The organism is Peribacillus psychrosaccharolyticus ATCC 23296 (assembly GCF_000305495.1).
GTDB classification, from domain to species: domain Bacteria; phylum Bacillota; class Bacilli; order Bacillales; family DSM-1321; genus Peribacillus; species Peribacillus psychrosaccharolyticus.
Map to the genome: position 1 here is coordinate 20,681 of NZ_AJTN02000233.1, position 19,856 is coordinate 40,536.

Here is a 19,856-nt window from a genome sequence, read left to right on the forward strand (position 1 = left end):
TAAGGGAATAATAAAGTAAACAAATGCTAAAAGAGGAGAGGTAACATGATTCGATTTGAACAAGTATCAAAAAAATATCCTAATGGGACCTTTGCCGTAAAGTCTTTAGATTTAGAGATAAAGAAAGGTGAATTTTTTATTTTAATCGGTCCCAGTGGCTCTGGAAAAACAACTACATTAAAAATGATCAATCGCCTCATTGATTTATCAAAAGGTTGGGTTTGGATTAATGGGAAGAAAATTAGCGACTATGATATCAATGAACTTCGTTGGAATATTGGATATGTTCTTCAACAAATTGCGCTTTTCCCACATATGACAATTGCTGAAAACATTGCAGTTGTACCAGAATTAAAAAATTGGAGCAAAGAAAAAGTTGCTGCTCGTGTGGATGAATTGCTTAAAATGGTAGGTCTTGATCCAAAAGAATATCGAAATCGAAAACCTAGTGAACTTTCAGGCGGACAACAGCAACGAGTAGGTGTAATAAGAGCTTTAGCAGCCGACCCAGAAATCATCTTGATGGACGAACCGTTTAGTGCACTTGATCCATTTAGCCGGGAAAAATTCCAGGCTGATATGCTTGAAATTCAACGAAAACTTAAAAAGACAATAGTTTTTGTCACACATGATATGCAAGAAGCTTTAAAGCTTGGGGACCGTATTTGTCTGATGAAAGATGGTGAAATTGTTCAGGTTGGAACTCCACATGAATTCTTAACTAATCCTGTGAATGATTTTGTGCGTGAATTTGTTGGCAGCCGAAAATTATCGATTAATTTGAATGAACTTATTACACCTGTTCCAGTAGGAGAAGGATTTTTACCTGATACTAAAACCATTTCCTTATCAACTCCAGTAGATGAGGTATTAGAACACCTAGCATCGTTTGAACAAATTACAGTAGAAGAAAATGGAAAAGCAATCGGGAATATCAGCCGACAAAATGCAATGAAGGTAATGTCACGATATTTGAGAGAGGGGGGGCAAATTCATGAGTAATTTGATAAGTGTCTTGTCAGATAGGAAATCTCAGCTTTTGAACGCTCTTTTGCAGCATATAGAATTATCGTTAATCGCTCTTTTTTTCTCATTGATTATTGCGATACCACTAGGTATTTATTTAACACGAAAACAAAGAATTGCGGAATATATCATTGGCATTACTGGAGTGCTGCAAACCATTCCTTCTTTAGCTTTGTTAGGTCTTTTGATCCCGCTTTTTGGAATAGGGACCGTCCCTGCTATTATTGCGTTGGTCGCTTATGCACTGCTTCCTTTGTTACGCAATACCTACACAGGTATAAAAGAAATAGACCCGTCTTTATTGGAAGCTGCGAGTGCAATGGGAATGAACGGGAGAAAAAGACTGCTTAAAGTCGAGCTTCCAATAGCAATGCCTGTCATCATGGCTGGTGTTCGAACCGCTACTATTCTCATTATCGGTACTGCAACAATTGCAGCACTGATTGGAGCAGGTGGATTAGGCGATATCATTTTGCTAGGGATTGACCGGAATGATTATTCTCTTTTAATCTTGGGAGCTGTGCCATCAGCACTTTTAGCTATTATATTTGATCTTTTGCTTCGAAAACTTGAAGGAATTTCTTTCAAAAAAATGATAGTTGCCTCTGGTGCCTTTGCATTGATTACCATCCTAATCATTGGTTCGATTGTTGGTCCGGCGCTTTTTCACAAAGAGCAAAAGTCGATTATTATATCTGGTAAGTTCGGTACAGAGCCGGAAATTCTAGACTATATGTATAAATTGCTTTTAGAAGAAAATATAGACTTAAAAGTAGAGTTAAAGCTAGGTTTAGGTCCTACATCATTTGTTTTCAATGCATTAAAATCGGAGGAAATTGATATTTACCCTGAATTTTCAGGAACTGTCATTTCTGATTTATTGAAAGAAGACTTAGTAAGTACAATCAGAGAAGATGTATTCAAACAAGCAAAAGAAGGGATGGCTAGGGAATTCAATATGGTTTTGCTAGACCCAATGGAATACAACAATACCTATGCATTAGCCGTACCGAAAGATTTTGCAGAAAAATATCAGTTGAAAAAGATTTCTGACCTCGTGAAGGTTCAGCAATATGTAAAAGCTGGATTTGACCCTGAGTTTGCCGACAGAATAGATGGGTATCCAGGCTTGTCAAAAGAATATGGTTTGCATTTTGATTCCATTGCAACGATAGACCCATCCGTTAGGTTTCAAGCCATAAATACAGGTAAGCTAAATCTTGTTGTAGTTTATTCAACAGAAGGTGAAATTGAAAAAAATCATCTGGTTGTCCTAGAAGATGACAAAAATTTCTTCCCGCCATACCAAGCTTCACCATTATTAAGAGGGGAAACGATTAATCAATACCCGGAAATCGTACCAGCATTAAATAAACTTGCCGGTAAGATCACAGATGATGAAATGCGGAGAATGAACTATGAAGTTAGCGTTGAAGGAAAAAGCGCAGAATCGGTCGCAAGAGACTTCTTAATGAAGTCAGGTCTTCTGAAAGAAAATAAATAATTCATAAGGGAGAAATTCGAAAATGAAAGCAGTTGTATTGGAAAAACCCTGTAGAGCAGATGAATTAGTTGTACAAGAAGTACCCATTCCAACAGTGAAACCGGGGTGGATACTGATAAAAGTTAAAGCGTTTGGAATCAACCGGTCAGAGATTTTTACGAGACAAGGGGATTCACCATCAGTAAAACTCCCCCGAATCATTGGAATCGAATGCGTAGGAGAAATTGAAGATCCATCAGATAGTTCTTTTCAAAAAGGTCAACGGGTCGTATCCCTGATGGGTGGACTTGGGCGTGAGTTTGATGGGAGTTATGCGGAATATGCGCTTATTCCAACCTCACAGGCTTATCCGATTGACAATGATATGGACTGGGTGGAATTAGCAGCCATCCCTGAAATGTATTACACAGCCTATGCCTCCCTTTTTGATGCGCTTCAGCTTAAAAAGGGAGAAACTCTGCTGATCCGTGGAGGAAGCAGCTCTGTTGGACTAGCAGCATTGCAACTTGCTAAAAGTGTCGGTGCTACTGTGATTTCCACTACACGCAACACAAACAAAATGGAATTTTTAAAGGAATATGGTGCTGATTTTGTGTTACTTGATGATGAAAGTTTTTCAGAACAACTTTTCTCCTTTTTTCCAAATGGCGTAAATAAGGTACTAGAATTGGTGGGTACAACCACATTGAAACATTCGCTGAAATTACTTTCTGAACACGGAATCTTATGCATGACCGGTATTTTAGGCGGAGAGTGGTTGTTGGAAAACTTTGAGCCTATGATGGATATTCCTTCTGGTACGTATTTTACACAGTTTGACAGTGGAGCAAATTTTAAAGAGAAATTGCTTATAGAACTGTTCGACCATATTGAACAACATAAAATTAACGTTCCAATTGCAAAAGTTTTCCCACTCGATGAAATCGATAAGGCACATCTCTTGATGGAAAGCAATGTGGCTAACGGAAAAATTGTTGTTGTTAATTCTTGATAATACTGTGTTTGAGTTAAGTACAGGAATCGAAACCGACCTATCCATAAAGTAAGGAAGGGCGGTTTTTAGATAACTAGTATTGTGAAGTAAAAGGAGGGTTTATACCATGCATCAGACATTTCAGGCGAGCATAGAAAGAGCAAAAAAGACATTGGAAGATGCCGAATATGTTCTATTAGGCGGTGGAGCAGGTTTATCCGCTGCTGCGGGTATAACACATATAGCGGGAAAAGATTTACAGCCATCTGGTATCTGGTCCATGATTTAAAATTCTTGTTCTGGTAGGTGAGTAGATGAAAACGTGGTTAGCAAAGCACCGTGCCAAGTCGGAACTGATGAAGGCTTTTCGAAATGGTGAAATAAGAATCCTATTCATACGGTCAGTCCAATTCCGGACTTGTCTATCCAAAAATTCAAAATGTATCTTTTGACTATAAGAAAAAAACGCTCACGTATGTTTTTATCCTTCCCACCGGAATGGATCCAAAGGAAATCAAGAAAAAGGAATACTGCTTCAAACAGGTATTTGGGGAACGAATCGAGGTAAAGGGAGACGCCAAGACATTCATTCTTACGGTCTTTACTGCTCCTATTCCTACTCTCATCCGTTATACGGTCGAACGCTTCAAAGAACAGGCGGACTTGGCGAAACTGCCGATTGTATGCGGAGTGGATATGAATGGGCTGAACATGGTTTATGACATGGTGGATCATCCTCACTTATTGATAGCTGGGGAAACGGGATCGGGAAAGTCAACCCAGTTGCGCTCCATTCTCACGTCGCTCATTACAACGGTAGACCCTGACTGTCACTTTAGGAGATAATTTGCACTTATTTTAAGTGCTATTTTGCACATGCAACTTTAAAACCCAGCTACCTTCATAAAAGAAGATTAGCTGGGTTTCTTCATTTTTATTGTTTTTCTAAATAACGATAAATCGTTGTTCGAGATACGCCCCATTTTTCAGCGACGTCTTTAATTGGTGTACCATTTTCAATTAGTGACTTCATCATTTCAATATCTTTCGGTTTTTCAGGACGTCCACCAAGGCGCCCACATGATTTAGCTGCAGCTCGTCCTGCAGCCGAACGTTCCTCAATTAAATTCCGCAAATGCCGCAAATAGATGAAACATCAATTGGCCTGTAGCAATACTCGTTCCAATTGTTGTAGGCGTGCTACACCATCTAAACCGAAATTGATAACATCAATCCCGCGTACAAGGCAACTATAAAATTTACTGCGAATACCAGTCCTAAATAGGGTTTTGTTTTTTAAAACTAAAAATAATCATTGTCAAAAATACGAAGGAAATTATTATTAACAATATGGTTTGAAAAGATGGAATGAACTGTATGTGCAACGGAGCAATAACATCTTTATTTAATAACCATTCTACCCAAGGAGAGGCTCCTTCGGAACTTACTGTTAGATCAATTTCATGAGGAGGCATTAGCGTTCCCAAAACACCTGTAAAATAGAAAACAATCATCAGTAAAATACTTTCACCAATTAGCCAAGGACGTGGATTGAAAGACGAAAGTTTCATTGTTTTTTTTACAAGAAACCCGTTAACAAATGCAAAAGCGACAACAGGTATGATACTAATATGTTTGAGAAGCAGCATCTGCCCGTAAGGCAAAACCCAAGACTTCATATAATTGTTTGGTTCCACAAAAGAAAACATTATAATAAACCCACTTATTAAAACTATGACTATGCAGACAAGAGCAAATGGTGTAAACCAGCGTAAAAACTTTAACCAATTGGACTGATTCCTTGCGAACCAAGAAACATGGATAAGTATGCCTGTCCATAATGAGACAATTAAAAAATGTGTCGTGTGAGAGAACAAACCCGACCAAAAAGACAACGATGCACTATGGCTAGCATAACCTACTCCAAGGAACATAAGGAATAACAAAAATGCCTGTAAATATTTCGACCCTTGTACATAGATGGTCATCCATAATAACGTCGCCATAAAACCTATGAAAGTCCAGGCTTTTCCTACCTGAAATTCAGTAAATGCGGACAAGATTGCTTGTTGTAACCCAACACCTTCCTTAAAAAAGAAGATAACTTGCACGATGGGTCCTAATGTAAAGAAAATAATACCAAGAGTTGAAAGAAGCAAAATAGGTTTTGGTATACTAATCTTTGGCTTATTTTCTTCGGGTACAAATTGTAGCGCAACATGCCCCGCAAGAATTGAGAACAAAATATAGTTTCCAAATTCAGAAAAAGGAATAAGTATATTTATCATTTACGCATTTTCCTGAACAGCAAACCTACACCCAAGCCCAAAATAACCAAAAGAAGTACAGTGATGATTGTTGTTATTGTATTGGATGAGGTTTGATCTTCCTTTTGCACCTCTCCTTTATCCTGCTGTTCATTCTGTTGTTTGTTTTCTTCTGCTTTTGGTTGTGCTTTTTCTTTTTCTTCGTGTATGTGTTCCATTTGTACAGTGAATGAAACCTTGCCAGAAATGGGATGTCCATCCTCCCCCGATATAGTCCAGTCAATGATATAAGAACCATTTTCAAGTGGAGCAGAAAGTGTTCCAACCATTTCCTTGTCTTGTACCTGAACTTGAGAAAGTGAAACCTCTTTACCATCTTTCGTTACCTTCATGGTGCTTAAATCCTCAATAGAACCTGCAAAATTTAGAATAATTTCATTAAGTTCCTCGGTAACAATTTGCCCTTCTTTAGGGTTGGATGAAGAAAGTTCAGTATGTGCATTTGCTATGGTAGGGACCGATATGAACATACATATCAACATAAAGAGTAGCTTTTTCATTTTTATGATCTATCCTTTCTTGTTGGCTGTTATTTTTCTATACAACCGATTCATCATAACATTCCTATCCTCTACAATTTCGAAAGTGTTTTCGACAATTTTGTAAACATCATAAAAGTCAATTCCTATATCTGTTCCAATTACTTTTATTATTGGGCGTAATATTCTCTGCCCCGCCCTCATCTTTTTATTTTTTGAAACAAATTTATCAAACACCAAAAATGTGCCACTTTTCTTTAATACTCTTCCCATCTCCTTTATTGTTTTTTCAGGATCAGGTACAACCGTAAGAATTAAGTTGATGAGATTCATTGTAAAATGGTCAAATAATCATTAGAATATTTGATTAATTTATAGCATGGTCATTACACTGGTTTGGGGCGACTCATTTTACCTAAAAATTTTACGATTAGTATGTGACGATGTGGATAAATGACCGGGGCTTCACCTATACTAAAAGATTAGTCATGGACACAAAAGAGGGTCAACCTACTTACATTACCATCATATATACCCTAATGAATATATTTGGTACAATCATAGAAATGCTAGAATTAATTCTTCGTCACAAAAAAACATAGGATTATTTAATCCCATGTTTTTCAATACTTACATTTTATTTAAATTACATTTAGGAGGCTGACTGTTATGGAGGACAACAAGGATAACATGAAAAATGAGCCAACTCCTTTAGAGGATTTGGACGAAGAAACACTATTTATTGTCTCCCAGACATTTAAAGCTTTAGCGGATCCAACTAGAGTGCGTATCCTTAATTTATTATTTTATGGGGAGTATTCAGTGAATGAAATTGCTGATAAGCTTTCCTTACTGCAATCCACGGTTTCACACCAGCTACGTTTCCTTAAAAATTTACGTTTGGTAAAATTCAGACGTGAAGGAACCTCTCTTTATTACACCCATGACGATGAGCATGTCATGGGTATCTTAAGACAAACCATAGAACATGCCAATCATCATTAATTACATGTCCCGTGTGGGCTTGGGCATCCGTTATCTGCCTGTTCAGCCTGAATTGTACTATGCTCTATCCCAAAATCATCGTGAAGAATGGATTGCGCTTGGCGAAGTATCTCGTCATGCTTTCCTTCTTCTGTTATCGCCATGTGACAGCTCAACATCGGCATTTCGGAAGTAATGGACCAAATATGCAGGTCATGTACGTCGGTAACAAATGGAATCTTTTGAAGAGTTTCTTTTACCTGATTTACATCTATCTGTGAAGGCGTTCCTTCCATCAATACATGAAATGATTCCTTAGTCACTCTCCACCCACTAATGATAATAAGGATTGAAACAATAACGCTGGCGATTGGATCCGCGATTCCCCACCCAAAAAACATAATGAGTAGTGCTGCAACAATTGCACCTACTGACCCAAGCATGTCTCCTAACACATGTATAAATGCGCTTCTTACATTTAAGTTTTCATCCTTGTCGCCTTTCATTAAAATCCAAGCGGCAAGAATATTTACAAGAAGCCCAAGTGACGAAATGAGTAACATCCCCATACTTTGCACTTCTGGTGGATTCATGAACCGGTGGTACGCTTCGTAAAAAATGTACAGTGATATTAGAATCAGTGTTATCCCGTTTAATGCAGCTGCAATAATTTCGAAACGTCTATAACCAAATGTTTTTGCCCTACTTGCTTTTCTTTCACCCAACTTTATGGCAAAAAAACTTAGACCCAAGGCAGCGGCATCACTCAGCATATGACCCGCATCCGATAACAACGCCAAACTATTTGTTACCAACCCACCAATTACTTCAATAACCATAAAAGTTGCAATTAAAAGAAACGCCCATAATAACGCTTTTTTATTTCCTGAGCTATGGCTATGACCGTGGCTGTGTGAATGCCCGTGATGATTCCCCATGTTATCACTCCTATTTAATATATGAATATATGCTCATATATATTATGTAGTATTGATTAAAAAAAGTGCAACACTCTTTATCTATACCCTTTTTTATAAGAAATGATAGGTATTAAATTGAATTTGATTTTGTAAAGATGCACGAATTACTGTATAAAAAAACTTTAATCTGCAGAATGAGGTAATTCTAATATATTTTGAGTTGGAATCCCTTTAAGAGTTGTTTTTGAAAGAAGCCGGGATGCAAAAAAGTAATCCAAAAAAAATAGCTACCTAAAGTAAGCAGCTATCATCGTAGGGAAACAAACATAGGTTCCCTCATTTTTGATTAAAGAAGTATTATTTTAGAAACCGCAATCCCTCTTATACTTCTGGAGTTGGAGTTGGAGTTGGAGTTGCATATCCATTTTCGTATTTCTTATCAATTTCATCACGAATTTCTTTGATTGATTTGCCTTTACTGTAATCATTTATTGATTGGGCAGCAATCTCTAGGCATACCCCGCATTTTGTTCCATGATCGTCCCAAACCAAAGCTCCATTCTCTCTATTTTCAAAAATAAAGCAATCATAATTATTTTTATGGTTGGACGATTCCCCGCATCCGCAGTAACATGGAATATTCTCAAGCAACTCTTTGTTTTTTGCAGCCGCGGTATAAATTAGTTTCATATCCTTGGGTTTATCGCTCATGAAGTTCGGCAAGACATCTATGCTACTAGTCTCTTCTCGAATATCGTTATGAACATGATCAGCTTGACCTTCTTGCTGTTCATTTTTATCATCACCATGTTCTACATGTTTTTCTTCTTTATTCGTATTTTCTGATACAGCGCCATTACTTGAGCAAGCTGTTACTAGTACAAGTAATAGACATACAACAATAATATAAGAATGTTTAACTTTCATTTTAAATCCTTTCCACTACCAAGATAATATAAAGTGTAAACTCCATTAATAAATATAACAAGCTCTACGAGGAATCGTTCAATATATTGTCAGAATATTTATTTGAAAATTTTGTATCTCTCACTGCAATTAGCCTATTAACAATAAGAAAATACTTCCGATAAAGAAAATGTACAATCCTAAACGCACTCCTGTTTTAGGTAATTACTCATAGGATGGTGTATTAATGAATAAGAGTTTATTAAGACTAAGCATCGTGTTTGCCTTAGTCTTGTGCTTTGAAATGTCGAGTTTAGTATCACAAACGCAAGCAGCCGCTGCCACATTTAAAGTAAACACTGATACCATAAATGTTCGATCAAAACCTGGTACCCAGTATTCGACCATTGGCAAACTTAAACGAGATCAAATTGTCAGTGTTTTGGAACAAAAGAACAACTGGTCAAAAATTACATATGGTAAAGGTTACGGATGGGTATACTCTCAGTATCTTAAACCTAATACATGGACAGGTTATGTAAATGGCACATCGTTAAATTTGCGAAAAACTACTAGTACAAAGAGCACTAGTCTTGCCTATTTAGCTAAGGGAACTTCTTTGACGGTTGAAGGAATACAAGGAAGTTGGCTTAAAGTTTATGTACCTAGTAAAAAACTAAGGGGATGGGTTTCTTCCAAATACGTTTCAAAAAAAGCTGAGCCAGTTAAAACAACACCTGTTCCAAATAACAGTTTAGGAACCTATTATAATATCGCAAGCTCATTAAACGTACGATCTGCGCCGACGCTTTCAGGCAAGGTATTGTTTACAATAACTAAAAACACAACTGTCCAATTATTAGAAAAAAACGGTACATGGGGAAAAATAAAATCATCTAATGGTACTGGATGGGCATCCCTCACTTACTTAAGTAAAAACAAGGTAACAGTTCCTGTTTCCACTCCTCTAAATTCCTTCGTAAAAGGAAAAGTAATTGTTCTTGATGCAGGTCACGGGGGACAAGACCCAGGAACAAGTGGAAAGGAAAACTTTGAAAAAAGTTTATCATTAAAAACAACGGAAGCAGTATCCACTTTACTATCTCAAGCTGGGGCTAAGGTTATATTAACAAGAGAAAGTGATACTTACCTAACCCTTGAGCAACGCGTAGCAATTAGTGAAAAATACAATGCACATGCTTTTATTAGCATTCATTATAATGCGGCAGGATCTACGAGCAGTGGAATCATGTCTTTTTACTACAAGTCTTCTAAAGATTTACAATTAGCTAAATCCATTCAAGAAGGTATGATTGGGTCAACCAACATGAAGGATTTGGGTGTTCGTTACGGTAATTTCCATGTAATTCGAGAAAATGATCAAGCTGCGACCCTACTGGAATTAGGCTTTTTGTCTAATCCATCAGAGGAAAAAAGAATCTCGTCAGCTACATTCCAATCCCAAGTGTCCCAAGGTATCTTTACTGGAATAAATGAATACTTCAAAAACAACCGCTGATATCTATCAGCGGTTGTTTTTAATCTCTTTGCTTTTAGTTTCCTCCATCTGAAAACAAGAAAAGAATGCCGCTATGACTGCTCTTTCACGTTTTGCTAATTTATTGAAAGTAATTATTACGCTTTAACTTTCAATAACCTTAAACTGTTTAGTGTTACAAGTAATGTTGCTCCCATATCCGCAAATATCGCTATCCATAGGGTTAACCACCCAGGCATAACTAACACCAATGCCACTAATTTAATCGCTAAAGAGAAGGTAATGTTTTGCTTGATAATTGTTAAAGCCTTACGGCTTAATTTGATGGTATATGGCAATTTACTTAGATCATCCGACATTAAAGCAAAATCTGCGGTTTCTAATGCTGTATCCGTTCCAGCGCCACCCATCGCGAATCCAACTGAAGATGCTGCAAGCGCTGGTGCATCATTCACACCATCGCCCACCATGGCAACGCTCTGGTGTTTTCCACGAAGTTCTTTAATGAAATTCAATTTATCTTCTGGAAGCAAGCTAGCACCAGACAGGGGAAAATTCGAAATCAACCTTTGGCCATTCGTCCAGCTGGACGTAGTGGCAAGCCAAGAGATTTATCAGATCGAAAGCAGCTACCTCGAGACCAATTAGATAAACAAAAATCAACGTTTTTAGCTGCACACCCGGAAGAGTATGAGCTTCATATCGGTACGATGGATCAAGAAACGTTCCAAAACTACAGGAAAAATTATGGGAAGAATGCGGTTGAAAAAGCAAGTACAGATGAAAGACCGTTGATGAATCGAAAGGCAGAGGGTCCAACAGCTAATCAAGATAGCCTCGTTCAACTGGATGATGTACGTCGCCGTAGAGAAACAGGGGGAATTTCTAATGCTCCGTTAGCAGAACGCCCCTTGTTACAAGATTATTCTAGTGAAGTTGCAGCTTCTTCTGACAGAGAAAGAGAAGAAACTAGGGCATATTTTGAAAATAGAATGAACGCAAGGCATGCTAGACCGAAGAATAGGTCTAGCGATGAGCAGTTAAATGATGAACAAAGAAAGCAGCCTACAGAGCGACGGACAGTTGAACTTTCAACAGATCGAGAAGTATCACAAGATATCATTAATCGTGAACGATTGAATGTGAATGAAAATCGGAGAAATATAAATGATCGAGTTAACCGTCGAACGATTAGTAATGAAACGACTGAACAGACCCTAAATAATGTAAAAGAAACTAGTCATAAAACAACAAAAATCAATCGTACTATACAAGAAAATAATACCGAAAGGGAGAGTTTAACGAGAAATGTGACCAATCGTAGTGAACACACTATGCGAGAGAATACGAGTAATCAAGTCAATCGTGATCAAGTCAATACCACCATTGACCGAGAAAGTTCGAACAGCACGGATAGAGAGAGGGAGTAATTAGAGGATGAGGAGGGGTTAGTATGTTTGGTTGGGATTTTCATAATAGTAAAGCTGATCGTATGAAACTTTTTCTTTTTCTTCTGACACTCTTTCTATTAGTAGGATTTACCTTCTCAAGTATCTATCGATATATGGACAAAGGGGAAAAAGCAGAGAGTCAGCCACTTATAGGTGAAAGTGAATCAACTAATGAAGGAGAAACTTTAGACTCTCCCTACGGTGAGTCGAAGTTAATGGATTCTACTGAAGGACCAAATGAATATAATCTAACGGAACACCAAACCGATGTAAGAAGAAATGAAGCGTGACACCAACGAACGAAAAACGGAGCACCGAAAAGGTGCCCCGTTTTTCGTAGACCGTTTTTTTATGTCTCTTTCTGTGGACTCTCAACTCCCGCTTTCAGGCGACATAATCTAAAACTCCTTTTCAACAGGGAGAACTGTAAAGTTACCTGAAGCGTCCACGGTGAACAAAAGCGGTTCATCGAGGTCGGGAGCCGTCCCCATCCCGTCTTCCGTCTTCCGCCCCATTTGGATCATTAGGCCATAAATTCCTTCCGTTAACACACCGCTGGTTTGAAAATCTAGATACAAATCCATGACCCGCGGAGGGGGAACTTCATCTTGATTGAGGTCGTACAAAAAGACGAAATTGGTCACACCCACGTGATTGGTGTTATGTCGTGGCGTGGAAGCAATCAAGGTAGGAAGAAGGGTATCCATCGGTAACGATAAGGATTGTAAAAACTCCTTTTTGAGTGTTTCTTCTTGTTGTTGCTCAAACGAAAAATCTAAATAGTACGGAATGATGTCGTCGATGGGTGAGTCATAATACCCGCTCGTTTCCAAGCGATACTTCGCAATTAGGGTATCGATGAAGGCGACCACGTCAGGTTTTTGTTCGACATAGGCTCCTTTAAATTCCTGCGTAAACACATCATCGACTTCCCTGACCGCATGGGTTTCGCGGTCCACCTCGAAGGTCGCGGCGGTGTGGTACGGGTGATAAATCTCCACTTCCGCCACGTGATGCCCTAATTCTAACCAATTATTATCGGCAGTGAGGATGACATTCTTCTTTTTGATGCCATACGTGTTGGCTAAATACTGATTGACGGGGTCGGTCAGTGATTGCGGATTAAAACAGCCACTGAGCAACCCTGTTACGAGCAACAAGACAATACCTGCGCTGAGTTTGGTTCGTGTGTACATGTTTCACCTCTGTTGCAATTAAGTTAGGTTTCATATAGCAAAACATAAAGGACATCTTCCCAATGGTCATTGCTAAAGTTCCGTATGTGTAATTCCTGTTGTGTACAGGGCACTGGCACGTCTTTTGCATAGTGTCTTTAATGACCTCCATCCGTCCATTCGAGCAAAGAGTGTTAAGAATAAATGCAGATTCCTTGTTTTCGGTAAATCTCTATGGCATACCATACGCCTATTATCTTTCAGCCCGCCCCTTGGGATATGTATGAAAATGAGTCTTAACCTTTAAGTCGTTCTGTAATAAATTTTTCAAAGAGCTGACTTACATTTACATCCTGTTCTTTGAGTGTATCAATGTATTTCTTTTTAACTGAGATATTGATTGCTATCTTTTTTTCAGCTTCCTCCAACCGTTTCCTCCCCAAAGATCCTACCCCCTTTTCTAGAATTTAGCTTTTAACAGCTTTAATTAATCTCTTCTATGACGAAACCTTTATATGTTAAAATATACCATATTATCTAATGTTAATGCGATATAAATTGCTGAGTGGACGAGTTTGTAACCGCCAACTAGAAATGAACACTTTCTTACCTAAAATGGCGGAATAGCTGCAAGCAGTATTTTTCTTTCCATTCCTTCACCCATGCTATTACTTTTTTGGCCCCAAATTAGTTCATTATCTTGCTTTATTTTGCAAAGTAAATAAAAACGAAAAAACCCCTGAAACGTTGATTTAACAACATTTCAAGGGTTTTATTTGCATTAAAATGCTTAATGCAAATATTAACGAGAGTAGTACTCAACGATAAGTGGTTCGTTAATTTCAGCAGGTAATTCAGAACGTTCTGGTAAACGAGTGAAAGTACCTTCTAATTTTTCTGCATCAAATGTTAGGTAGTCAGGAATGAAGTTTGTAGACTCAACAGCCTCTTTGATGATTTCAAAGTTACGTGATTTTTCACGAACAGCGATTGTTTGACCAACCAATACTTTGAATGAAGGAATATCAACGCGGCTTCCGTTCACAGTGATGTGACCGTGGTTTACAAGCTGACGAGCTTGACGGCGAGTACGCGCTAAGCCTAAACGATAAACAACGTTATCAAGACGTGATTCAAGAAGAACCATGAAGTTTTCACCGTGTTTACCTTGTAATTTTCCTGCTTTATCAAATAAAGAACGGAATTGACGTTCTGTAACTCCGTACATGTGACGAAGTTTTTGTTTTTCTTGTAATTGCATTCCGTATTCAGAAACCTTTTTACGTTGGTTAGCACCGTGCTGACCAGGAGCGTAAGGGCGTTTTTCTAATTCTTTACCAGTACCTGTAAGTGAGATTCCAAGACGACGGGATAATTTCCAGCTTGGTCCAGTATAACGAGACATATAGTGAATCCTCCTAAAAATGTTTTTATTTTGGTAAAATAAAAACCGTTTGTGATAATCAGTTAAGACCATTTTATTTTCATGTATCTTCGCCCTAGCAGCAGAGAGTTACGTGATACACCTCTTGCAAGAGGAATAAAATGAGAGCATAAATGCATTCACATAGGCTGCAATATTTTACACAAAGACTAGTATATAATTTTTTTGCGTTTGAGTCAAGGATAAAAGTTGGAGTAGTGGAATTAGGTGTTAAACGTTAGTTGAAAATACCTATAATAGTTCCTTCGTAAAAAGATCGACTGTGAAAATGTACCGATAAACCATGAATTAATTTACAAATTTTAGCGAAAACAAGCAAAATAATGCGGAAATTTTGGTAATTACAGTATATAATGTAAGGGTAGAGTTAAATTGTTTTTAGAGTGAATGGCAGTTCTAAACTGTCTTTAGTCTTATTACTTGTATTTAGCACCTAGTAAATAGTGAGAATTTTGCAATTTAATCGTATAAGTATAATAGGGATGATAGAGATGAAATATGAAACGAGTCAAGTTTTGTACCACTTGAAAACAGTCTTTTTTAATCATATGGATCTTACAAAAGGTCAAATTCTATATGAAGATTTTATTAAAGAATTATTGCTGAAAATGAAAAGTATTCTAGCAATCGATGAAGCCTCACTATACAAATATAATGAAGAAAAACAGCATTTTTATATGGAAGCAACAACCTTAGCCCTTAAAAATGAGGTTATTAAGGTGAAGCTTGAGTCTGCAATTATTCAAGAAAAACCGGAAAATGGCTGCTTTTTTACTCATCAAAAGACGCTGTCAGGGCTTGATCGCTTTGACATTTTGATTCCACTTCGGAAAGAAAACAGACTGAATCGGATATTATGCTTAAAAGAAAAGGTACCTGGGATTCTAACTAATTTAGGACATGATGGTGAAGTACTTGTTAAAGAGTGTGTTGAAGTCATAGAAACCGCTCATAATCTTTTGGAAATGATTAATGAAAAAAGACGGTATAAAGAATTGTTCAGAGTTACAGAACATTTTCATTCTTCGATGAGTATGGATGCTGTACTAGAGAAAATCATCGAAACTCTGCATAGAGTGTATCCAAACTTTTCATATTATTTACTCATTTCTCATGACAATGATAATCATGGAAATCTGCCGATAAAGGATCTAGGTTATGACAGCGAAAACGTAGCAGCGATGAAGGCCTATGTGACAGGTACCATCCAACAAGAACAGATAGAGGATAGAGAGACTGTCTTATACGCACCATTGAAAGGGAAGCAGGGAGTATATGGAGTGCTGCAGGTTATAGCTCCGGATACAGTAACCTTTCCAAACAATGAAATTGAATTTATTAATCTGCTGGCAGCTACTGCAGGAAGTGCTCTCGAAAATGCTCAATTGTACCAACAGTCAAAACGGTTGATTGCAGATTTACAGTTAATTAATGAAACATCGCATAAGCTGAATTCTAATTTAAGATTAAGTGAGACAATGGAATTTTTGAAGCAGCAAATTATCAAATCGTTTCATGCTGATGAAACAGGACTCATCCTTTTGCTGCCTGATGGGGAAACAGGGTTAATTACTGGAAGTTCGGATTTTTTCCATACAGATGCTTCAGAATGTTATTTACAATATCTAAAAGAAAAGATTAATACTGATAAAGAGTCTTTATTTATAGGAGACCTGAGTCTGCAATTATCCGATAAAAAATGGGAATTCCATTCATTGATGGCAGTGCCGATTATGGAGAGTAATGTATTAAAAGGGTTTGCAGTGGTTTTACATCGCGAGCCATATTATTTTTCCTTTGAGATGTTTAAGCTGCTTCAATCACTCATTCATCATTCGAGCTTGGCCTTGGCCAATTCCATGCTTCGTGAAGAATTAGAAAAGATGGTTATTACAGATCATTTAACTCGACTGCATTCTCGGAATTATTTGGATGAGAAAATCTATCAATCAATGGAAACAGACAACCAAGGAACCTTTATCTTAATTGATATTGATGATTTCAAAAAAGTAAATGACACATATGGACATCAAATTGGTGATGATATTCTAGTTCAACTCGGCAAGTTAATACAGGCAAATATCCGAGATTCCGATGTCGGTGCACGGTGGGGCGGAGAAGAATTAGCTATCTATCTTCCAAAGGTTTCTTTATCGGTAGGAGTGACAATCGCACAAAGACTGCTTGAAAGGGTCAGAGACCTTTCATCCCCAAGAATAACGATATCCTGCGGGGTTTCTTATTGGTCTAATGAGGCAATTGATAACGCCAAAGATTTATTTAAACGAGCTGATGAAGCTCTTTATCAAGCGAAGAATACCGGTAAAAATAAAGTTCTTGTGAATGATCAAAGCTTTTATACATTTAAGAATTAATAAAAACCCGGATACGAGCACCCGGGTTTTGAACAGCAGTGGTCTATAGATAGTTGATTAAGGCTTCTGAAAATTTCACAAGCATGGTTTCATCTAGTTCGGTGAATCTTCCGACAGAAGGGCTGTCAATATCAAGAACACCAATTAGGTTATCATCTTTAATCAATGGGATAACAATTTCTGAACGAGAAGCAGCATCACAGGCAATATGTCCAGGGAATTCATGCACATCTTCTACACGCATCAGTTTTCTTTCTGATGCTGAGGTTCCACAAACACCTTTTCCAAATGGAATTCGTACACAGGCTGGAAGGCCTTGGAAGGGTCCAAGTACGAGTTCTCCTTCTTTGGCGAGATAAAAACCAACCCAATTGATATCAGCAAGGAACTGATTAAGAAGTGCAGAAGCGTTGCTTAAATTAGCAATTTGGTCTGACTCATCTTCAATGAGAGCAAGTAATTGCTTAATAACCATTTCGTAATCTTTTTCATTATTTCCTTTATAAGTTTCGACAGTAAACATAAACATTCACCCTGCTTCTTTGAATTTTTACAGCTATCTTCCTAAATTTTTCAAGGACTGTATAAGTTGTCGAGAACTAATTACAGGAATCCCGCTTCTGTCAAAGAATAACACCTAAAGAGAGACAATTCTTTAGGAAGCGGGGGATCGCAGATGAATCGTCAGACTAAAACTAAACAGGCCATACTTGATGCAGCACTTTATTTATTTCATCTAAAAGGTTTTCATGCTACTTCACTACGTGATATTGGACAAAAAGCCCAAATAAATCCGGCGAATATCGCTTATTATTTCAAAAATAAGAATGGATTGCTAGAGTTTTGTCTTACTTCCTACTTTGAGGATTATATAGACGTGCTGGATCGCAATGTTCAAGTTCTTGACGACAAAGGACCCCAAGAGTGTTTAATGGATTTAGTAAGAGATATTCTGCATTTTCAAGCAAAAAACTTCTTAGCATCTAGTTTTATATATGGAGAAACAGCTCTGGATTCGAATCTTAACCGCGAGATTCTTTCAACTTACTATATGAAAGAGAACTATTATTTTCAAGTAGTTTATGAAAAGGGCTTTAAGGAAAAATTATTTCGTCACGTATCGTTTCCTATTTCAATGCTTCAATTAAAAGGCCAGCTTTCAGCACCCATTATACATGCTCGTTATTCAAGAGAAGTTCTGCACATTTTCCCGCAAGAAAGTTATTATATTGAAAAATACATTGAAGATACAATTCATTTTTTACATGGGACGCTGTTTAATAATGAACCAGTAAGGAAACTGGCACTGTCCTAAGCATCCATAGATTCTTTCACTTGAAGAAGGCTTTCAAAACCACGGCCTACGTCTTTTGCCACATGGGCGTCTGACCCAAAAACCAATGGAATACCCAATGCTGATGCACGTTTGGCAAATCGTTCTGGAGGGTAGGGTTCCAGACACAGCGGTTTCGAAAGGCCGGCTGCATTATAATCAAGTGAATAGCCTTTTTGTTTTATTTGTTCAAGTATTAGATAGATTTGCTGATCGAAGTTTTCTGAGACTGGATACTGTTTTTGAAATTTTTGTGCCAGCGTTATATGTCCGATTCGTTCTGGCTTATATTTGCCAAGGTCGGCGGCAATCGACATCTCAAGCGTATCGTAGTATAGGCGGTAGACATTTTCAACGGATCCTAGAGTTTTAGCAATCTGGCCAAATATCTCTGCACTGAAATCAATACAATACCACTGATTTTCATGCTTGATAAAATGGACAGACAATATGCTGTCATCTAGATATTTTCCATTTTCATCTAGAAAATGTTTTATCTCCTGTTCATAACCTTCTATGAAATCTACCTCTAAACCAATTTTAATATCAATCTTTTGTGAATAGCACCTCTTAATTGCTTGGAGTTCCTGAAAATAAGAAGTAAGGAATGCCGGATTCATTCCACTGTCTTGATCAGGTGTTGGATCAATGAATCCGGACGGCAAAGGGGCATGTTCAGTAAACGTAATTTGATTTAATCCTAAATCAAGAGCTTTTAGAATGTACGCTTCAAATTGATCACTTGATCCGTGTGGGCAAAAAGGTGAGTGTAAATGGTTGTCACTTTTCAAGGAAATTCCCCCTAAATACAATTTTTGTATACAGTTTTATGCGAAATATTCATTTTTCTGGTCAAAAATTATTGCTAACATGGTATCATAAAAGCATTGAATTAGACATTTTAACTTTTATATAAAAGTAGATAGTACGTCGGAGGCTTTAGAACAGGGGGCATATAATGGAATACATACTTGGTGTGATTATACTTATTTTAGCTTTAGTGATATGGAGTTACCTTACTAAGAAGAAGCATTTTAAAGAAATTGACAGGTTGGAAGCACGGAAAAATGAGATTATGGCCAGTCCAGTACTCGAAGAGCTTTCAAAGGTAAAACAGTTGAATATGACCGGAGAAACAGAGGTTATGTTCGAGAGATGGCGTAGTGAATGGGATGCGATAATCACGGTTCATATGCCTGATGTAGAAGAACTATTTTTTGACGCCGAAGAATATGTAGACAAGTTTCGTTTAAGACGTTCCAAGGAAGTGCAGCAGAAGGTCTCCGTTAAATTAAATGAAATTGAAGCGACCATTCAAAAGATTCTCGCAGAATTAGATGACCTTGTTGGCAGTGAAGAAAAGAACCGTGTTGAAATTGAGGAAATTAAGGAAAAATATCGTCATCTAAAGAAATCGCTGCTTGCTCACCGCCATACATATGGAAATGCTGCGGACCGATT

Annotated in this window: 22 protein-coding genes and 2 pseudogenes; 12 read left to right on the plus strand and 12 right to left on the minus strand. The window is 37.6% G+C overall.

What is annotated here, in order from left to right; genetic code table 11:
- The first annotated feature begins 45 nt into the window (after positions 1 to 45).
- The 5 genes from opuFA to WYK_RS24190 all read left to right on the plus strand — a co-directional run bounded on the left by opuFA (position 46) and on the right by WYK_RS24190 (position 4,349).
- Positions 46 to 1,002, plus strand: a complete 957-nt coding sequence (opuFA, locus tag WYK_RS18595; RefSeq protein WP_040375956.1) for an osmoprotectant update ABC transporter ATP-binding subunit OpuFA — start codon at positions 46 to 48, stop codon at positions 1,000 to 1,002.
- Positions 995 to 2,530 carry an osmoprotectant update ABC transporter permease/substrate-binding subunit OpuFB gene (gene opuFB / locus WYK_RS18600; RefSeq protein ID WP_040375957.1) on the plus strand — a complete coding sequence of 512 codons (1,536 nt, stop codon included), beginning with the start codon at positions 995 to 997 and terminating at the stop codon, positions 2,528 to 2,530. The genes opuFA and opuFB overlap by 8 nt, the downstream gene beginning before the upstream one ends.
- 22 nt (positions 2,531 to 2,552) lie before the next feature.
- On the plus strand, positions 2,553 to 3,521 hold the full coding sequence (locus WYK_RS18605; protein ID WP_040375958.1) for a zinc-binding alcohol dehydrogenase family protein: 969 nt from the start codon (positions 2,553 to 2,555) through the stop codon (positions 3,519 to 3,521).
- Positions 3,522 to 3,630: 109 nt separating this feature from the next.
- Positions 3,631 to 3,792, plus strand: coding sequence for a hypothetical protein (locus tag WYK_RS25020; RefSeq protein WP_161629157.1), 162 nt, complete (start codon positions 3,631 to 3,633; stop codon positions 3,790 to 3,792).
- 209 nt (positions 3,793 to 4,001) lie between these two features.
- A complete protein-coding gene (locus WYK_RS24190) occupies positions 4,002 to 4,349 on the plus strand; it encodes an FtsK/SpoIIIE domain-containing protein (protein WP_081704963.1) in 348 nt (115 codons plus the stop codon).
- An 88-nt stretch (positions 4,350 to 4,437) separates the two neighbouring features.
- On the opposite strand, the pseudogene WYK_RS18610 reads toward WYK_RS24190, so the two are convergent.
- From WYK_RS18610 to WYK_RS18625, 4 genes and pseudogenes are all read right to left on the minus strand, one after another.
- Positions 4,438 to 4,693: pseudogene (locus WYK_RS18610) on the minus strand (helix-turn-helix domain-containing protein); the annotation flags it as partial.
- 87 nt (positions 4,694 to 4,780) lie between these two features.
- Complete coding sequence (locus WYK_RS18615; protein ID WP_235782561.1) at positions 4,781 to 5,791, minus strand: copper resistance D family protein; 1,011 nt, start codon at positions 5,789 to 5,791, stop codon at positions 4,781 to 4,783.
- Positions 5,788 to 6,330, minus strand: coding sequence for a copper resistance CopC family protein (locus WYK_RS18620; RefSeq protein WP_040375959.1), 543 nt, complete (start codon positions 6,328 to 6,330; stop codon positions 5,788 to 5,790). Before WYK_RS18620 ends, WYK_RS18615 begins: the two co-directional genes overlap by 4 nt.
- A 9-nt stretch (positions 6,331 to 6,339) precedes the next feature.
- Complete coding sequence (locus tag WYK_RS18625) at positions 6,340 to 6,642, minus strand: class I SAM-dependent methyltransferase (RefSeq protein WP_051387684.1); 303 nt, start codon at positions 6,640 to 6,642, stop codon at positions 6,340 to 6,342.
- A 336-nt stretch (positions 6,643 to 6,978) separates the two neighbouring features.
- Here WYK_RS18625 and WYK_RS18630 point away from each other — a divergent pair, with 336 nt between their 5' ends.
- Positions 6,979 to 7,314, plus strand: coding sequence for an ArsR/SmtB family transcription factor (locus WYK_RS18630; RefSeq protein ID WP_407951439.1), 336 nt, complete (start codon positions 6,979 to 6,981; stop codon positions 7,312 to 7,314).
- On the opposite strand, the gene WYK_RS18635 is transcribed toward WYK_RS18630, so the two are convergent.
- Together WYK_RS18635 and WYK_RS18640 are read right to left on the minus strand one after the other, a co-directional pair.
- Positions 7,311 to 8,231: a cation diffusion facilitator family transporter gene (locus tag WYK_RS18635; RefSeq protein WP_040375960.1), complete on the minus strand. Its 921-nt coding sequence runs from the start codon at positions 8,229 to 8,231 to the stop codon at positions 7,311 to 7,313. The two genes, WYK_RS18630 and WYK_RS18635, sit on opposite strands and share 4 nt — an antisense overlap.
- A gap of 363 nt (positions 8,232 to 8,594) precedes the next feature.
- On the minus strand, positions 8,595 to 9,140 hold the full coding sequence (locus tag WYK_RS18640) for a PCYCGC motif-containing (lipo)protein (RefSeq protein WP_040375961.1): 546 nt from the start codon (positions 9,138 to 9,140) through the stop codon (positions 8,595 to 8,597).
- A gap of 226 nt (positions 9,141 to 9,366) precedes the next feature.
- Between WYK_RS18640 and WYK_RS23450 the strand changes: the two genes are divergently transcribed.
- On the plus strand, positions 9,367 to 10,638 hold the full coding sequence (locus tag WYK_RS23450) for an N-acetylmuramoyl-L-alanine amidase (protein WP_051387686.1): 1,272 nt from the start codon (positions 9,367 to 9,369) through the stop codon (positions 10,636 to 10,638).
- Positions 10,639 to 10,754: 116 nt separating this feature from the next.
- On the opposite strand, the pseudogene WYK_RS18650 reads toward WYK_RS23450, so the two are convergent.
- A pseudogene (locus WYK_RS18650) lies at positions 10,755 to 11,156 on the minus strand (HAD-IC family P-type ATPase); the annotation flags it as partial.
- Here WYK_RS18650 and WYK_RS18655 point away from each other — a divergent pair.
- Together WYK_RS18655 and WYK_RS18660 are read left to right on the plus strand one after the other, a co-directional pair.
- The gene (locus WYK_RS18655; RefSeq protein WP_169732071.1) at positions 11,100 to 12,047 is read left to right on the plus strand and encodes a hypothetical protein; all 948 of its coding nucleotides are present in this window, start codon (positions 11,100 to 11,102) and stop codon (positions 12,045 to 12,047) included. The pseudogene WYK_RS18650 and the gene WYK_RS18655 overlap by 57 nt on opposite strands.
- Before the next feature lie 23 nt (positions 12,048 to 12,070).
- Positions 12,071 to 12,358, plus strand: a complete 288-nt coding sequence (locus WYK_RS18660) for a hypothetical protein (protein ID WP_051387689.1) — start codon at positions 12,071 to 12,073, stop codon at positions 12,356 to 12,358.
- Positions 12,359 to 12,466: 108 nt separating this feature from the next.
- Here WYK_RS18660 and WYK_RS18665 read toward each other — a convergent pair whose 3' ends face one another.
- From WYK_RS18665 to rpsD, 3 genes are all read right to left on the minus strand, one after another.
- Positions 12,467 to 13,264: a hypothetical protein gene (locus WYK_RS18665; RefSeq protein ID WP_040375964.1), complete on the minus strand. Its 798-nt coding sequence runs from the start codon at positions 13,262 to 13,264 to the stop codon at positions 12,467 to 12,469.
- 275 nt (positions 13,265 to 13,539) lie between these two features.
- Positions 13,540 to 13,686: a type II toxin-antitoxin system CcdA family antitoxin gene (locus tag WYK_RS25025; protein WP_161629158.1), complete on the minus strand. Its 147-nt coding sequence runs from the start codon at positions 13,684 to 13,686 to the stop codon at positions 13,540 to 13,542.
- Between the two features lie 359 nt (positions 13,687 to 14,045).
- A complete protein-coding gene (rpsD, locus tag WYK_RS18670; RefSeq protein WP_040375965.1) occupies positions 14,046 to 14,648 on the minus strand; it encodes a 30S ribosomal protein S4 in 603 nt (200 codons plus the stop codon).
- 530 nt (positions 14,649 to 15,178) lie between these two features.
- Between rpsD and WYK_RS18675 the strand changes: the two genes are divergently transcribed.
- Entirely contained in the window at positions 15,179 to 17,062 is a 1,884-nt protein-coding gene (locus tag WYK_RS18675; RefSeq protein WP_040375966.1) for a sensor domain-containing diguanylate cyclase, read from the plus strand.
- A gap of 43 nt (positions 17,063 to 17,105) precedes the next feature.
- Here the strand turns inward: WYK_RS18675 and WYK_RS18680 are convergent, their stop codons facing one another.
- On the minus strand, positions 17,106 to 17,585 hold the full coding sequence (locus WYK_RS18680) for a GAF domain-containing protein (protein WP_040375967.1): 480 nt from the start codon (positions 17,583 to 17,585) through the stop codon (positions 17,106 to 17,108).
- A gap of 153 nt (positions 17,586 to 17,738) precedes the next feature.
- On the opposite strand from WYK_RS18680, the gene refZ reads away from it, so the two are divergent.
- Positions 17,739 to 18,377 carry a forespore capture DNA-binding protein RefZ gene (gene refZ / locus WYK_RS18685; protein WP_040375968.1) on the plus strand — a complete coding sequence of 213 codons (639 nt, stop codon included), beginning with the start codon at positions 17,739 to 17,741 and terminating at the stop codon, positions 18,375 to 18,377.
- Here the strand turns inward: refZ and hisJ are convergent.
- Positions 18,374 to 19,186, minus strand: a complete 813-nt coding sequence (gene hisJ / locus WYK_RS18690; protein WP_040375969.1) for a histidinol-phosphatase HisJ — start codon at positions 19,184 to 19,186, stop codon at positions 18,374 to 18,376. The two genes, refZ and hisJ, sit on opposite strands and share 4 nt — an antisense overlap.
- Before the next feature lie 167 nt (positions 19,187 to 19,353).
- On the opposite strand from hisJ, the gene WYK_RS18695 reads away from it, so the two are divergent.
- Positions 19,354 to 19,856: septation ring formation regulator EzrA (locus tag WYK_RS18695; protein WP_040375970.1), on the plus strand; the 503-nt coding region annotated here is incomplete at its 3' end.

What these genes read in the sequence shown, in the direction of transcription:
- WYK_RS18680 (WP_040375967.1), bottom strand. Translation starts at nt 17,585, where the DNA reads ATGTTTACTGTCGAAACTTATAAAGGAAATAATGAAAAAGATTACGAA.
- opuFB (WP_040375957.1), top strand. Translation starts at nt 995, where the DNA reads ATGAGTAATTTGATAAGTGTCTTGTCAGATAGGAAATCTCAGCTTTTG.
- WYK_RS18620 (WP_040375959.1), bottom strand. Translation starts at nt 6,330, where the DNA reads ATGAAAAAGCTACTCTTTATGTTGATATGTATGTTCATATCGGTCCCT.
- WYK_RS18665 (WP_040375964.1), bottom strand. Translation starts at nt 13,264, where the DNA reads ATGTACACACGAACCAAACTCAGCGCAGGTATTGTCTTGTTGCTCGTA.
- WYK_RS25020 (WP_161629157.1), top strand. Translation starts at nt 3,631, where the DNA reads ATGCATCAGACATTTCAGGCGAGCATAGAAAGAGCAAAAAAGACATTG.
- WYK_RS18640 (WP_040375961.1), bottom strand. Translation starts at nt 9,140, where the DNA reads ATGAAAGTTAAACATTCTTATATTATTGTTGTATGTCTATTACTTGTA.
- WYK_RS23450 (WP_051387686.1), top strand. Translation starts at nt 9,367, where the DNA reads ATGAATAAGAGTTTATTAAGACTAAGCATCGTGTTTGCCTTAGTCTTG.
- WYK_RS18625 (WP_051387684.1), bottom strand. Translation starts at nt 6,642, where the DNA reads ATGAATCTCATCAACTTAATTCTTACGGTTGTACCTGATCCTGAAAAA.
- WYK_RS24190 (WP_081704963.1), top strand. Translation starts at nt 4,002, where the DNA reads ATGGATCCAAAGGAAATCAAGAAAAAGGAATACTGCTTCAAACAGGTA.
- WYK_RS18635 (WP_040375960.1), bottom strand. Translation starts at nt 8,231, where the DNA reads ATGGGGAATCATCACGGGCATTCACACAGCCACGGTCATAGCCATAGC.
- WYK_RS18660 (WP_051387689.1), top strand. Translation starts at nt 12,071, where the DNA reads ATGTTTGGTTGGGATTTTCATAATAGTAAAGCTGATCGTATGAAACTT.
- opuFA (WP_040375956.1), top strand. Translation starts at nt 46, where the DNA reads ATGATTCGATTTGAACAAGTATCAAAAAAATATCCTAATGGGACCTTT.
- refZ (WP_040375968.1), top strand. Translation starts at nt 17,739, where the DNA reads ATGAATCGTCAGACTAAAACTAAACAGGCCATACTTGATGCAGCACTT.
- WYK_RS18605 (WP_040375958.1), top strand. Translation starts at nt 2,553, where the DNA reads ATGAAAGCAGTTGTATTGGAAAAACCCTGTAGAGCAGATGAATTAGTT.
- WYK_RS18615 (WP_235782561.1), bottom strand. Translation starts at nt 5,791, where the DNA reads ATGATAAATATACTTATTCCTTTTTCTGAATTTGGAAACTATATTTTG.
- WYK_RS18630 (WP_407951439.1), top strand. Translation starts at nt 6,979, where the DNA reads ATGGAGGACAACAAGGATAACATGAAAAATGAGCCAACTCCTTTAGAG.
- WYK_RS18675 (WP_040375966.1), top strand. Translation starts at nt 15,179, where the DNA reads ATGAAATATGAAACGAGTCAAGTTTTGTACCACTTGAAAACAGTCTTT.
- rpsD (WP_040375965.1), bottom strand. Translation starts at nt 14,648, where the DNA reads ATGTCTCGTTATACTGGACCAAGCTGGAAATTATCCCGTCGTCTTGGA.